The sequence below is a fragment of the Streptomyces sp. NPDC092952 genome (assembly GCF_044754785.1).
GTDB lineage: Bacteria > Actinomycetota > Actinomycetes > Streptomycetales > Streptomycetaceae > Streptomyces.
This window is the reverse complement of sequence record NZ_JBIVPT010000013.1, coordinates 143,516-156,799: the sequence shown is the minus strand read 5'-3', so window position 1 is coordinate 156,799 and position 13,284 is coordinate 143,516. Positions and strand designations below refer to the sequence as shown.

The following is a 13,284-nucleotide window of genomic DNA, read 5'->3' as shown; positions in this document are numbered from 1 at the left end:
CCCGCGGGGCGCACCGGATGCCGCGGCGGCCGGGCGGGCACCCCACAATGGGGGAGTGAACGACTCGATACCGGTGATCCGGAACGTGGACCAGGGCATCGCCAGACTTCTCCCCGACGTGGACCGGGACCGGGCCTGGCTGCTCACCGTAGACGGCGCGCCCCAGTCCTACGTCGACCTCGATGCGCCGGACCACCTGGAGTTCGAGTACGCGCGGCGGCTCGCCCACGTCGTCGACTGCGCCGGGGCACCGGGCGCGCCGCTGGACGTGCTCCACCTCGGCGGCGGCGCGCTCACCCTGCCCCGCTACACCGCCGCGACCAGGCCCGGCTCCCGGCAGGACGTCGCCGAGGCCGACCTGGGCCTCCTCGCACTGGTCGCCGAGCACCTTCCGGTACCCGAGGACAGTGGCATCACCGTCCACGGCACGGACGCGCGGGGCCTACTGGAGAAGACCCCGCCCGGCTCGCTGGACCTCGTGGTCGCGGACGTCTTCGGCGGCTCGCGGGTACCCGCCCACCTCACCTCCGTCGAGTACGCGCACGCCGCCCGGCGGGCGCTGCGGGACGGCGGGATCTACGCGGCCAACCTCGCCGACGGCGCGCCCTTCGGCTTCCTCCGCTCCCAGCTCGCCACCCTCGCCGCCGTCTTCGAGGAGCTGGCGCTGATCGCCGAGCCGGCGGTGCTGCGCGGCCGGCGCTTCGGCAACCTGGTGCTCGTCGCCTCCCCGGCCCCCCTCGACATCGCGACGCTCACCCGGCGCTGCGCCGCCGACGCCTTCCCGGCCCGGGTCGAGTACGGCACCGCGCTGGAACGGCTGGCCGGTGGGGCCCGGCCGGTCGGGGACGGGGAGGCGGTCGCCTCACCCGAGCCGCCCGACGGCGCCTTCAGCATCGGCTGAGACCGGCCCCGGGCTCTTCGCCACCTCGGCCGAGGCGGGGGCCCGGGTCAGCCGGCGTACGTCCGGTACGAACAGGACGGCCCCGGTGACCAGCACGATCAGCGCCGCGCAGCCCCACAGCGCCTGACTCCGCCCGACCACCGACTCCACCGGACCGGCGAGCGCGGTGGCCACCGGCATCATCGCCACCGAGCCGAACCAGTCGTAGGCGGAGACCCGGGAGAGCTTCTCCTCCGGGATCTCCTGGTGCATGGTCGTCATCCAGGCGACCCCGAACACCTCGATGGCGACCCCGCTGACGAGCATCACCACGCAGAGGGCGCCCACCGGCAGCGGCACCGCCAGGCCCGCCGAGGGCAGCGCCAGCGGGAAGACGCAGAGCGTCCCGGCCAGCAGCATCCGCCGCGGCTTCCAGCGCGTCATCAGCAGCGCCCCGCCCACCGTGCCGACCCCGAACGCGGCGAGCGCGAAGCCCCAGGGCCGTGCCCCGCCCAGCTCGTCCCGGGCGACCAGCGGACCGTACACCGACTCGGCGGCACCCACCGCCGCGACGACCACCGAGAACTGCGCCACGATGCTCCACAGCCAGGGGCGGCCGATGAACTCCTTCCAGCCGTCGCGCAGATCGGCCAACAGGCCGCCACCCGGCGCGCGCGGAGGGATGTGGCTCACATCCAGGAACGCGCGCAGCACACCCGCCACGGCGAAGGCCGCGGCGTCGACGGCCAGCACCCAGCCCGGGTCCATCGCCGCGATCATCGCGCCGCCGAGCGCGGCACCGCCGATCGACGCGCCCTGCATCGCCATCCGGAACAGGGCGAAGGCCCGGCTCGCCTGCTCCCGGTCGACGCTGGACATCAGCATGCCCTCGGCCGCCGGATTGAAGAACGCCTGCCCCGTCCCGCACAACGCGGTGAGCAGCATCATCTGCCACAGCTGAGGATCACCGGCCAGCACCAGCCAGGCGAACGCGGCCTGCGAGAGGCAGTTGACGGTGTTCGCCGCGACCATCACGCGATGGCGGGGCAGCCGGTCCGCGATCGCGCCGCCGATCAGCAGGAAGAGCACCAGGGGCGCGGCCCTCGCCGCGGCCACCAGCCCGACGTCCCCGCTGTCACCGCCCGCCTTCAGTACGGCGAACGCCGCCGCGATCAACGCGCCATGGGTACCCAGACCCGTGATGATCGCGGCGGCGGTCAGCAGCCGGTAGTTGCGGCCGGAGCGCTGCGGACGGGACAGGGAGGCGGAAGCGGAGGTCACCCGCGGACTATGCCTTCCGCGCCCCGTCCCGTGCCAACCGATTTCCCGGCGGCGGAGCGGTCACTCCGACTTGACGACGTCCACCAGCCGGACCGTGCTCAGGATCTGCTGGATGGTGGAGTCCGGGAGCTCGTCCTTGACGCCGGCGGCCCCGTACAGCACCCAGGAGGCGAACTCGTTCTCTTTGTTCTTGAAGGTGAATGCGATGGCCTTGCCGTCACTGTCGCACTTCTTCACCTTCTTGACGTTCGGGGCGGTTGCGGTGACGACCTGGCCGGTGAGCCCCGACTTGGTGGTGTACTGCTTGGCCTCGGTGAACTTGATGGTGCTCTGCGGCATGTGCTGCGCATAGGCGGCCCACACCCAGGTGCCCGCCTCGCTGTGCGCGTTCTTGGCCGCGTCGGTGGCGCCCTGGGCACCCCGGGTACCGGCACTGGCGAGGCTGGAGGTCTCCTCGACGCCGTCCTTGTCGGAGTCGTCCACGCACCACTTGCTCTGGAAGTAGGACGGCGCGGAGAAGCCGATGAGCGGGGAGCCGTCGCCCTTCTTCTCGTCCTCGAAGTACGAGGTGGTGCCGGGCTTGCCGACCTCCCAGTCGCCGGGCACGTCGAACTGCGTGCCCCACTTGGGGTTGGTGACGACCTTCCACCCGGGGATGAGGGGCTTGGGATCGTCCCCGGCACCGCGCGGGTTCGCCTCGTCGGAAGCGCTGTCGGACGGCTTGGCGGGCGCCGAGGACTGCTTGCCGTCGGCGACGTCGCCCTTCTTGTCGCCCTTCTTGTTCATCACCACGACACCGGTGACCACGGCGGCCACGACGACCGCGGTGGCCGCGACGATCGCGATGACGGTGTTCTTCTTCTTGTTGTCACCGCCGCCGGGCTGGAGGTCCCCGGGCGGCCCGGCCACCGCGTACTGCGGCACGGTCGGCTGCTGGTACGGGTTCGGCTGCGGGTAGCCGGGCTGCTGGCCCTGCTGCGGGTGTCCCGGCTGCGGTACGGGCTGGCCCTGCTGCTGATATCCCGGCTGCTGATAGGGATTCGGCTGCTGGTAACCCGGCTGCTGGTACGGGTTCTGATTCTGGTCCTGCGGGTTTTGCTCGCCCCCGGGCGGCTGCTGTCCTGGCCACATGGCGAGTAACGATAGAGGTGCGGTGGCCGGTCTGCTACGTCCGCCCCCGTGAGCGGACGGTGAAGGAAGCGATCAGCGGCGGTCGCCCGGGGAGCGCGGGGATGGCCAAAGATATCTACCCGTGAGTAACATCTGGTCATGAGTGCTGAACAGATGACCGTCGGCGAGATGCTCGTGGCGACGGTCCCGATGGCCCGGACCCTCCATCTCGAATTCCTGGAGACGACCCCCGAACGTGCGGTGGTCCGCCTGCCGGACCAGGCGGAGTACCACAACCACATCGGCGGACCGCACGCCGGAGCGATGTTCACGCTGGCGGAGTCGGCGAGCGGAGCGATCGTGATCGCCGCCTTCGGCGACCAGATGTCACGCGCCGTGCCGCTGGCCGTGAAGGCGGAGATCGGTTACAAGAAGCTGGCCAAGGGCGTCGTCACCGCCACCGCGACCCTCGGACGCCCGGCGGCCGAGGTCGTCGCCGAACTCGACGCGGGCGACCGGCCGGAGTTCCCGGTGGCCATCGAGATCCGGCGCGAGGACGGTGCGGTGACCGGAGAGATGACGGTCGTCTGGACGCTGCGTCCCCACTCCTGAAGTCCGGTCCGTCCCGAGAGGGGCCGCTGCCACCTGCCCGACCCGGGGGTGTGCGGCGGCCCTTCGCGCTGTCCCGGCGGTCGCGGAGGCAGGTAGGCTGCCCGCCGTGCGCCGAGGAGTCGCCCGGCGAGCAGCGGACAACAGCTTCGGGAGGAACGGGCGTTGCACATCCAGGAATGGCTGGAGACCATCCCCGCGATCAGCGTCTACGCCCTGGTGGCCGGGGTCATCGGGCTGGAGAGCCTCGGTATTCCGCTGCCGGGCGAGATCGTTCTGGTCAGCGCGGCGCTCCTGGCCGCCGGGCACGACGGGATCAATCCGTGGGTTCTCGGGGCCTGTGCCTCGGCGGGCGCGGTCATCGGTGACTCCATCGGGTACGCTATCGGCCGCAAGGGCGGCCGCCCGCTCCTCGCCCGGCTGGGCCGGAAGTTCCCCAAGCACTTCGGTGAGCCCCAGATAGCGCTGGCGGAGCGGTCGTTCGACAAATGGGGCATGTGGGCGGTGTTCTTCGGCCGCTTCATCGCGCTGCTGAGGATCTTCGCGGGCCCGCTGGCCGGTGTCCTGCACATGCCCTACTGGCGGTTCCTGACCGCCAATCTGCTCGGCGGCATCGTCTGGGCGGGCGGCACCACCGCCGTCGTCTACTCGGTCGGCGTGGTGGCCGAGGCCTGGCTCAAGCGGTTCTCGTACCTCGGCCTGGTGGCCGCGGTGCTGGTCGGCATCACCTCGATGCTGGTCGTGCGCAGCCGCGCCAAGAAGGCGGCCGAGCGGATCTCGGCGAGTTCCGCGCCCGAGGCGTCGGCGGTGCCCGCCGGGGAGTGACGGTCACGGGCGCGGCCGCACCGGCCGCGCCCGCCGTACGTTCCCGGCCGCCCGTTCAGCCCTCGTGGGCCAGACGGTGCGCCTTGGCGAGCTCCACGTAGCCCACCGCGTTGAACCTGATCCCTTCCCGTTCCTCCTCGGTGAGCTGCCGCTTCACCTTGGCGGGAACCCCGGCGACCAGCGAGCCCGGGGGCACCTGCATCCCCTGCGGGACCAGTGCCTGCGCCGCGATCAGCGAACCGGCGCCGATCCGGGCGCCGTTGAGGACGGTCGCGCCCATGCCCACCAGGACGTCGTCCTCGACGGCGCAGCCGTGGAGCACGGCGTTGTGCCCGACCGAGACGCGTTCGCCCACCGTGACGGGGAAGCCGGGGTCGCCGTGGACGCTGCAGTTGTCCTGGATGTTGCTGTCGGCCCCGACGGTGATCGGGGCGCAGTCGGCGCGCAGTACGGCCTGGTACCAGACGCTGGCGCCCGCGGCCAGCGTGACCTCGCCGACGACCACCGAGGTGGGCGTCGCGAAGGCCGCCGCGTCGATGTCCGGCTCCTTGCCGCCCAGTCCCGTGATCAACGCCCGCTCCGCCATGGCGTGCTCCTTCCGTGCTCGGGTCCCGTACGGCCGGGGCCGTCCGGCCCCGGCAGGGGAACGGTATGCGACGGCCGGCGGACGGCGGCCGAGTGGGGTGAACATCACAGGTCGCCCCGGCGATCGGACCTCCGGCGCCGACTAGCGTGAGCCCGTGCCGACAACCAGGAACGTGCTCTCCTCCCTCGCCGCCCGGCGGCGCCGTGCCCTGTCCCGGGCCGTGCACCGCGGCTGGCGCTGGGTCCGGGAGACGGGCGCGGTCACCGCGGACCGCCCCGGCACCCTACGCTTCGGCCGGATCGGCGAGGGCACCCGGCTGGCCTTCCCCCAGGGCACGGTCTTCGGGGAACGGTGGATCGAACTGGGCGCGCACTGCGTGATCGGCGAGCAGGTCACGCTGACCGCGGGACTCATGCCCGACCTCGACCTGGGGCCCGACCCGATCCTGACCCTGGGCGACGGGGTGGTGCTCGGCCGGGGCAGCCACGTCGTCGCCGACACGCGGGTCACCATCGGCCCGGACACGTACTGCGGGCCCTACGTGTACATCACGTCCACGAACCACAGCTACGACGACCCGCACGAGCCGGTCGGCCGGCAGTGGCCCCGGATGGAACCCGTCGCCATCGGGCCCGGCTGCTGGATCGGCACCGGGGCGGTGATCCTCCCCGGCGCCACCCTCGGGCGCAACGTGGTGGTCGCCGCGGGCGCGGTGGTACGGGGAACGGTGCCCGACCACACGGTGGTGGCGGGCGCCCCCGCCCGCGCCGTACGCAGCTGGGACCCCGAGAAGGGCTGGCAGCCGCCGATGCGCACCCCGGCCCCGGTCCCGATACCGGCGGACGCCACCCCCGAGCAGTTGCTGGCCCTGGCGGAACCGGCCGAGACGGAGGACCCGCCGACCGGGTGACCGCGCAGTACAGTGCGGTGCGCGGTGGAGCTCACTCCACCGTGGTGCGATGTTTTTTGACCTTTTCATCCAAAGTCTTGGACGGAATGTGGCAGATCTCGATCGACTCACCCAGGCACTGGCCCGCAATCTCAAGCGCTGGCGGGGAGAGCGCGGCTTCACCCTGGACGTGCTCGCCGCCCGCGCCGGGGTCAGCCGAGGAATGATCATCCAGATCGAGCAGGCCCGCACCAACCCGAGCGTCGGCACCACGGTCAGACTCGCCGACGCGCTGGGCGTCAGCGTCACCGCACTCCTCGACCGCGCGCAGGACTCCCCGGTCCGGCTGGTGCCCGGCGACCGGGCGGTGCGCCTGTGGTCCACCGAGGCGGGCAGCTCCACCGTCCTGCACGTCGGCGCGGAGGCGCACGGGCCCCTCGAACTGTGGACCTGGCGCCTCATGCCGGGCGAGGGCACCACCTCCGACCCGCACCCCGAGGGCACCGTCGAACTGCTCCACGTCACCGCGGGCGAACTCACCCTGGTCGTCGGCGGAACCGCCCACGCCGTACCGGCCGGCGACTCCGCGTCGTTCGAGGCGCACCACCCCCATGCCTACCGCAACGACGGCCCCGAACCGGTGGAGATCACCATGACGGTCTCCGTCCCGCCCGTACGCTGAACCGGCGGCCGGTCCGCGCTCAGCCGCGCGTGCCGCGGAGCACGGGATCGCGGTGGGACGGCAGCCAGTGGGAGGCGAAGTCCACCGCGTCGGTGACGCGGAAGAGGCGGCTCGTCGAGGAACCCACCGGGCCGGCGTTCACCAGGGGGCCGGAGACGCGGGCGAAGTCCGCGCCCAGGGCCGCGAAGTCGCTGTCGTCCAGGGCGACGTCCTCGTACTCCCACCACTGGCGCACCCCCGCCAGCGTCACCACGCAGCGGTAGGTCCGGCGGGGCGGGGCGGGTACGCGGTACTCGCCGAGGTGGAAGGCGGTGCAGGTGTCGAAGCCGGTGCCGAGCAGGAGGACCTGGGCCCGGGACTCGTAGAGCCGGGCCAGGGGCGAGTCCTCGCCGAGATGGCAGTCGGGGCGGTGGCCGGCCAGCAGGCTCCGGGCCGACGGGCCGACCGCGGCGAAGGACGTCTGCGGGTGCCCGCTGCGCACCGCGCCCGGACCGAGCCGCACCGCCTCCGCCATGCGGCCCACCGAGGGGGCGGGGGTCGCCTCGTCGAACGGCGGCATGGCCGCCCGCACCGCCTCGCGGGCCCGGTCGTCCAGGCCGCGCACCCGGTCGAGGTAGTGCGGGGAGGTGTCGGAGTTCTCCGGGGTGAAGGCGGGCACGACGAGCGTTCCGCCCGGACCGAGCGCGTCCCGCACCGCACCGGCCAGCGCACGGGCCCAACCGCTCACCGGCCCCACCGCGCGCATCGAGGCGTGCACCAGCAGAATTCCGCCGGGCTCTACCCCGAGCGCCCTCAGCTGTCCGGTCAGGCCGGTCCGGGTGTGCGCGACGGCGGGTGCGGTCGAAGTGGTCACAGCGGGCCATTGTCCCGGTCGGCCGCCCGGAGCGACACCGCGCACATCTGGACGAACGGCGCGGACCCTCGGCGTCAGCCGCCCAGTCTGGGGATCTCGATGGCGGGGCACCGGTCCATGACCATGTCCAGACCGGCCGCGCGGGTCCGCTCGTACGCCGCCTCGTCGATCACACCGAGCTGGAACCAGACGGCCCCGGCCCCCGCCGCGACCGCCTCGTCGGCGACCGCGCCCGCCAGCTCGCTGTTGACGAACACGTCCACCACGTCGACCGGGAAGGGGATGTCGGCCAGCGAGGCGTAGCCGTCCTCGCCGTGCACCCGCTCCGCCTTCGGGTGGACCGGCACCACCCGCTTGCCGAAGCGCTGGAGCACCTCCGCGACGCGGTAGGCCGCGCGTGAGCGGTTGCCCGACAGCCCCACCACGGCCCAGGTGTCGCCGCTGTCCCGGAGAATCCGGCTGATCGTCTCGTCGTCCGCATACATGATCCGGACAACGGACGGCGGCCCGGGACCATTCCCGCCCGGGGCATAGGGTGGCCGGATGCAGGAGCAGTACCGGACCGTCGCCGAAGCGGGCGTGCACGAGACCGAGATCAACCGATCGCGCTTCATCTGCGCGCTCGCCCCCGCCGCCACCGAGCAGGAGGCGCAGGAGTTCGTCGCACGTGTCCGCGCCGAGCACCCGACCGCCACCCACAACTGCTTCGCCTACGTGATCGGCGCCGACGCCTCCGTGCAGAGGGCGAGCGACGACGGGGAGCCCGGGGGCACCGCGGGCGTGCCCATGCTCCAGATGCTGACCCGCCGGGAGATGCGCTACGTCGTCGCCGTCGTCACCCGCTACTACGGTGGGATCAAGCTCGGCGCGGGCGGGCTGATCAGAGCCTACGGCGGAGTGGTCGGCGAGGCCATCGACGCGCTCGGCACCGTCACCCGGCACCGGTTCCGGCTCGCCACGATCACCGTCGGCCACCAGCGCGCGGGCAAGCTGGAGAACGACCTCCGCGCCACCGGCCGCTCGGTCCGTGAGGTCCGCTACGCGGAGGCAGTCGTCATCGAGATCGGGCTGCCGGACGCGGACGTGGAGTCCTTCCGGGGCTGGCTGGCCGACGCGACGGCGGGCGAGGCCACGCTGGAGCTGGGCGGCGAGGCGTACGGGGACGCCTGAGCGGAGCGGCACCGCGACCCGGCGGACACGGCCGGCGGTGATGCGAGACTGTGAGGGGCCGGCCGCGGCGGACGGGCGGCGGGGAAGAGCGATGCGGGTCGGAGCCGGGTCTTGAGAATTCTGCACACGTCGGACTGGCACCTGGGCCGCTCCTTCCACCGGGTCCCGCTGCTCGACGCACAGGCCGCCTTCCTGGACCACCTGGTGGCGACGGTGCGGGAGCGCGAGGTGGACGCGGTCGTCGTCGCGGGCGACGTCTACGACCGGGCGGTGCCGCCGCTGGCCGCCGTCGAACTCTTCGACGACGCGCTGCACCGGCTCGCCGCCGAGGGCGTACCCACCGTGATGATCTCCGGGAACCACGATTCGGCGCGCCGGCTCGGCGTCGGCGCGGGCCTGATCGGACGGGCCGGGATCCATCTGCGCACCGACCCCGCCGACTGCGCCACCCCCGTCGTCCTGCGCGACACCCACGGCGAGGTGGCCTTCTACGGGCTGCCGTACCTGGAACCGTCCCTGGTGAAGGACGTCCTCGGGGCGGACCGGGCGGGCCACGAGGCCGTGCTGACCGCGGCCATGGAGCGGGTCCGCGCGGATCTGGCGGCCCGGCCCGGGGGCACCCGGTCCGTGGTGCTCGCGCACGCCTTCGTCGCGGGCGGCGAGCCCAGCGACAGCGAGCGCGACATCACCGTCGGCGGGGTGGCCGCCGTGCCCGCCGGGGTCTTCGACGGAATCGACTACGTGGCCCTCGGCCACCTGCACGGCAGCCAGACCCTCTCCGAGCGCGTCCGCTACTCGGGCTCGCCGCTCGCGTACTCCTTCTCCGAGGCCGCCCACCGCAAGACCATGTGGCTGATCGAGCTGGACGCCCCGGGCACCGTCACCGCCGAGCGCGTCGACTGCCCGGTGCCCCGCCCGCTCGCCCGTATCCGCGGACACCTCGACCGGCTCCTCGACGACCCCGCCCTGGAGCGGCACCGCGACGCCTGGGTCGAGGCCACGCTCACCGACCCGGTCCGCCCGGACGAGCCGATGGCCCGGCTGGCCGAACGGTTCCCGCACACGCTCAGCCTCGCCTTCGAGCCTGACCGGGCCCCCGACGACCCGCTCGCCTCCTACGCCCAGCGCCTCAGGGGGCGCGACGACCAGCAGATCGCGGAGGACTTCGTGGCCCATGTACGCGGTGGCGCCGCCGACGCGGCGGAACGCACCGTGCTGCGCGACGCCTTCGACCACGTCCGGGTGACGGACGGCCTGCACGAGGTGAGCCCGTGAGGCTGCACCGGCTCGCCGTCACCGCCTTCGGGCCGTTCGGCGCCACCCAGGAGATCGACTTCGACGCGCTCGCCTCGGCCGGGCTCTTCCTGCTGCACGGCCCCACCGGAGCGGGCAAGACCTCGGTGCTCGACGCGGTCTGCTACGCCCTCTACGGCGCGGTGCCCGGCGCCCGCCAGAGCCCGGGCGCCTCCCTGCGCAGCGACCACGCCCCGGCGGATCTCGCCACCGAGATCAGACTGGAGCTGACCGTCGGCGGCCGCCGCCTCGAAATCACCCGGCGCCCCGCCCAGCCCCGCCCCAAGAAGAAGGGCAGCGGCTTCACGACGGAGCGGGCCCAGAGCTACCTGCGGGAGTACGGCCCCGACGACGGCTGGCGGCCGCTCAGCCGCTCGCACCAGGAGATCGGCGAGGAGATCACCGGGCTCGTGGGGATGAGCCGGGAGCAGTTCTGCCAGGTGGTGCTCTTGCCGCAGGGCGATTTCGCCCGCTTCCTGCGGGCCGATGCCGAGGCCCGGGGCAAGCTCCTCGGCAGGCTCTTCGACACCCACCGCTTCGCCGCGGTGGAGGACCGGCTTGCCGAGCTGCGCCGTCGCGCCGAGACCAGGGCCAGGGCCGGGGACGAGCGGGTCCTCGCGGTGGCCCAGCGGATCGCCCAGGCCGCCGGACCTGCCGGGCACGAGGTCCCGCTCCCCGAACTCCAGGCCGGTGATCCGGGGCTCACCGGCGGCGTGCTGGAGTGGGCCGCGACGGCCCGCAGCGCCGCCCGCGAACGGCTCGACATCGCCGGCTGCGTCCTCGCGGCGGCCGAGGGCCGCCAGGCGGCGGCCCGCCGGACCCTCGACCGCACCCGCGAACTCGCCGCACTCCAGCAGCGCCACGCCGAGACGCTCCACCGCTCCGCCGCACTGGAGGCCCGCCGCCCCGACCACGACCAGCACCGTGAACGCCTCGCCCGGGCCCGCCGGGCCGAGCTGGTCGCGCCCGCCCTGGAGCTGTGCGAGGAGGCCGAGCGCGCCCATCGCAACGCCTGCCGGGACCGCGACCACGCCCGCGCCGCACTCCCCGCCGACCTGGCCGAGGCCGGTGCCGAACAGCTGGCGGAGTTGGAGCGGCGGCTGCGCCAGGAGCTCGGCGCTCTGGACGCGGCCCGGCGCGCCGAACGGCGCAGTGCCCGGATCGACACCGAGCGGACCGCACTGGAGCACCAGGCCAGGGCCGACGACGAGCTGATCCGCGAGGCCGAGAACTGGCTGGCCGGCTGGGCGGCCACCCGCGACGGCCTGCACGCCCGTATCGAGGCGGCCCGGGACGCCGCCACCCGGGCCGAACAGCTCGCCGGCCGACTGGAACCGGCCCGTGCCCGGCTGGCCGCCGCCCACCGGCGCGACGCGCTCGCCGCCCGGGTCTCGGACGCCACCGGCCGGCTCACCGGGAGCCGGGAACGCGCCGCCGCCGCCCACGAGACGTGGCTGGACCTCCGCGAGCGACGGCTCCGCGACATCGCGGCGGAGCTGGCCGCCGAACTGGTGGACGGGGAGGAGTGCAAGGTCTGCGGCTCGGCCGAACATCCCCGGCCGGCCCGCGCCGCCGATGGGCATGTCGACAAAACGGCCGAGGACCGGGCGCTGGCCGAGTACCGGGACGCCGAGGAGGCACGGACCCGGGCCGACCGCGACCTCGCGGCCGTGCGTGAACAGCACACGGCGGCCCGCGCGGCGGCGTCGGATCCCGGAACGGCACCGGGGGAGGAGGCCCGCGCCGAGGGGCCGGCCGGACCCGCCGACGACCCGACGACCGCCGGACTCACCGCTCTCGTCGACCGCCTGACGGCCCTGCACACCGAGGCCCACCGCACCGCGTCCGGCACCCACGCCGCACGCGAGGCGCTCGCCGCCGCCGAGCGGGAACAGGCCGAACGCCTCGACGGACGCCGCCTCGCCGAACGCCGCGCCGCGGCCCGCACCTCCCAGCGCGAGGCCCTGGACCGCGAGCAGGCCGCCCTGGAGGCCGAGTTGGCGACCGCCCGGGGAGACGCCGCCGACGTCGCCGAACACGCGGCGCTGCTGGAACGCCGGGTCGCGCTGCTCGTCTCGGCCGCCGAGGCGGTGCGCCAGGAGGAGGCGGCCGCACAGCGCCGCAAGGAGGCCGACGGCCGGCTCGCGGACGCCGCGTTCCGGTCCGGGTTCGACACTCCGCGGGAGGCCGCCGGGGCTCTTCTCGACGGGGCCGCGCAGCGCGAGCTCCAGCGCCTCGTCGACGCCTGGCAGGCGGAGGAGGCGGCGGTGGCCGACCGGCTGGCCGAAGCGGCGACCCGGGACGCCGCCGACCGCCCGCGGGCCGAGGTGGCCGGGGCGCAGGCCGCGCACGACACGGCCGAGCGGTCGCTGCGGGACGCCGCCGCCGCGCTGGCCGCCGCCCGCGAACGCGCCACCGAGCTCGACCGGCTCTCCCGGGAGGCCGAGCGGGAAGTACGCGGACTGGGCCCCCTGCGCGAGGAGTACGACCGGGTGGCCCGGCTGGCCGGGCTCACCGCCGGAACCTCCGCGGACAACGGGCGCAGGATGCGACTGGAGTCGTACGTGCTCGCCGCCCGGCTCGAACAGGTCGCCGCGGCGGCCACCGCCCGGCTCCGGAGCATGTCGTCCGGGCGCTACACACTGGTCCACTCCGACGCCCGCGCCGGCGGCCGCCGGTCGGGCCTGGGCCTCCACGTCGTCGACGCCTGGACCGGCCGGGAGCGGGACACCGCGACGCTCTCGGGCGGCGAGACCTTCTTCGCCTCGCTCGCCCTGGCGCTCGGACTCGCCGACGTCGTCACCGACGAGGCCGGCGGCGTACGGCTGGACACCCTCTTCATCGACGAGGGCTTCGGCAGCCTGGACGAGCAGACCCTCGACGAAGTGCTCGACGTACTGGACTCGCTGCGCGAACGGGACCGCAGTGTCGGCATCGTCAGCCACGTCGCCGATCTGCGCCGCCGCGTCCCCGTCCAGCTCGAAGTGGTCAAGGAGCGGCAGGGCTCGGTGGTGCGGCACCACACCGCCGGGCAACGGACCGGCTGACGACGGCGTCCCGGGCGGCCGGGCCGGGGTCCGGTGCGGACCCGGACCCGGCGCCCCGG

The 13,284-nt window shown here is 74.1% G+C and carries 13 protein-coding genes; 8 read left to right on the top strand and 5 right to left on the bottom strand.

Annotation, left to right across the window (positions count from 1 at the left end; genetic code table 11):
* The first annotated feature begins 55 nt into the window (after positions 1-55).
* Positions 56-901 (top strand): spermidine synthase, encoded by an 846-nt coding sequence (locus ACIQGQ_RS27060; RefSeq protein WP_402400052.1) that lies wholly within the window; start codon positions 56-58, stop codon positions 899-901.
* On the opposite strand, the gene ACIQGQ_RS27055 is transcribed toward ACIQGQ_RS27060, so the two are convergent.
* Both ACIQGQ_RS27055 and ACIQGQ_RS27050 read right to left on the bottom strand, forming a co-directional pair.
* Positions 863-2,161 carry an MFS transporter gene (locus ACIQGQ_RS27055; protein WP_402400049.1) on the bottom strand — a complete coding sequence of 433 codons (1,299 nt, stop codon included), beginning with the start codon at positions 2,159-2,161 and terminating at the stop codon, positions 863-865. The genes ACIQGQ_RS27060 and ACIQGQ_RS27055 overlap by 39 nt on opposite strands.
* A gap of 60 nt (positions 2,162-2,221) precedes the next feature.
* Positions 2,222-3,292 (bottom strand): hypothetical protein, encoded by a 1,071-nt coding sequence (locus ACIQGQ_RS27050; protein ID WP_402400047.1) that lies wholly within the window; start codon positions 3,290-3,292, stop codon positions 2,222-2,224.
* Positions 3,293-3,445: 153 nt separating this feature from the next.
* On the opposite strand from ACIQGQ_RS27050, the gene ACIQGQ_RS27045 reads away from it, so the two are divergent.
* Both ACIQGQ_RS27045 and ACIQGQ_RS27040 read left to right on the top strand, forming a co-directional pair.
* A complete protein-coding gene (locus ACIQGQ_RS27045) occupies positions 3,446-3,883 on the top strand; it encodes a DUF4442 domain-containing protein (protein ID WP_402400196.1) in 438 nt (145 codons plus the stop codon).
* 162 nt (positions 3,884-4,045) lie between these two features.
* Complete coding sequence (locus ACIQGQ_RS27040) at positions 4,046-4,705, top strand: DedA family protein (protein ID WP_402400044.1); 660 nt, start codon at positions 4,046-4,048, stop codon at positions 4,703-4,705.
* A gap of 55 nt (positions 4,706-4,760) precedes the next feature.
* Here the strand turns inward: ACIQGQ_RS27040 and ACIQGQ_RS27035 are convergent, their stop codons facing one another.
* Positions 4,761-5,291 (bottom strand): gamma carbonic anhydrase family protein, encoded by a 531-nt coding sequence (locus ACIQGQ_RS27035; protein ID WP_402400042.1) that lies wholly within the window; start codon positions 5,289-5,291, stop codon positions 4,761-4,763.
* A gap of 154 nt (positions 5,292-5,445) precedes the next feature.
* Between ACIQGQ_RS27035 and ACIQGQ_RS27030 the strand changes: the two genes are divergently transcribed.
* Together ACIQGQ_RS27030 and ACIQGQ_RS27025 are read left to right on the top strand one after the other, a co-directional pair.
* Positions 5,446-6,201: an acyltransferase gene (locus ACIQGQ_RS27030; RefSeq protein ID WP_402400039.1), complete on the top strand. Its 756-nt coding sequence runs from the start codon at positions 5,446-5,448 to the stop codon at positions 6,199-6,201.
* A gap of 88 nt (positions 6,202-6,289) precedes the next feature.
* Positions 6,290-6,862 carry a helix-turn-helix domain-containing protein gene (locus tag ACIQGQ_RS27025; protein ID WP_402400036.1) on the top strand — a complete coding sequence of 191 codons (573 nt, stop codon included), beginning with the start codon at positions 6,290-6,292 and terminating at the stop codon, positions 6,860-6,862.
* Between the two features lie 19 nt (positions 6,863-6,881).
* Here the strand turns inward: ACIQGQ_RS27025 and ACIQGQ_RS27020 are convergent, their stop codons facing one another.
* Both ACIQGQ_RS27020 and ACIQGQ_RS27015 read right to left on the bottom strand, forming a co-directional pair.
* The gene (locus ACIQGQ_RS27020) at positions 6,882-7,715 is read right to left on the bottom strand and encodes an aminoglycoside N(3)-acetyltransferase (protein WP_402400033.1); all 834 of its coding nucleotides are present in this window, start codon (positions 7,713-7,715) and stop codon (positions 6,882-6,884) included.
* 74 nt (positions 7,716-7,789) lie between these two features.
* On the bottom strand, positions 7,790-8,200 hold the full coding sequence (locus tag ACIQGQ_RS27015) for a CoA-binding protein (protein ID WP_402400030.1): 411 nt from the start codon (positions 8,198-8,200) through the stop codon (positions 7,790-7,792).
* A gap of 58 nt (positions 8,201-8,258) precedes the next feature.
* On the opposite strand from ACIQGQ_RS27015, the gene ACIQGQ_RS27010 reads away from it, so the two are divergent.
* The 3 genes from ACIQGQ_RS27010 (at position 8,259) to ACIQGQ_RS27000 (ending at position 13,225) form a co-directional block, all read left to right on the top strand.
* Positions 8,259-8,885: a YigZ family protein gene (locus ACIQGQ_RS27010; protein WP_402400029.1), complete on the top strand. Its 627-nt coding sequence runs from the start codon at positions 8,259-8,261 to the stop codon at positions 8,883-8,885.
* Positions 8,886-8,996: 111 nt separating this feature from the next.
* Entirely contained in the window at positions 8,997-10,160 is a 1,164-nt protein-coding gene (locus ACIQGQ_RS27005; protein ID WP_402400026.1) for an exonuclease SbcCD subunit D, read from the top strand.
* Complete coding sequence (locus tag ACIQGQ_RS27000; protein ID WP_402400023.1) at positions 10,157-13,225, top strand: AAA family ATPase; 3,069 nt, start codon at positions 10,157-10,159, stop codon at positions 13,223-13,225. The genes ACIQGQ_RS27005 and ACIQGQ_RS27000 overlap by 4 nt, the downstream gene beginning before the upstream one ends.
* The last annotated feature ends 59 nt before the right edge of the window (positions 13,226-13,284 follow it).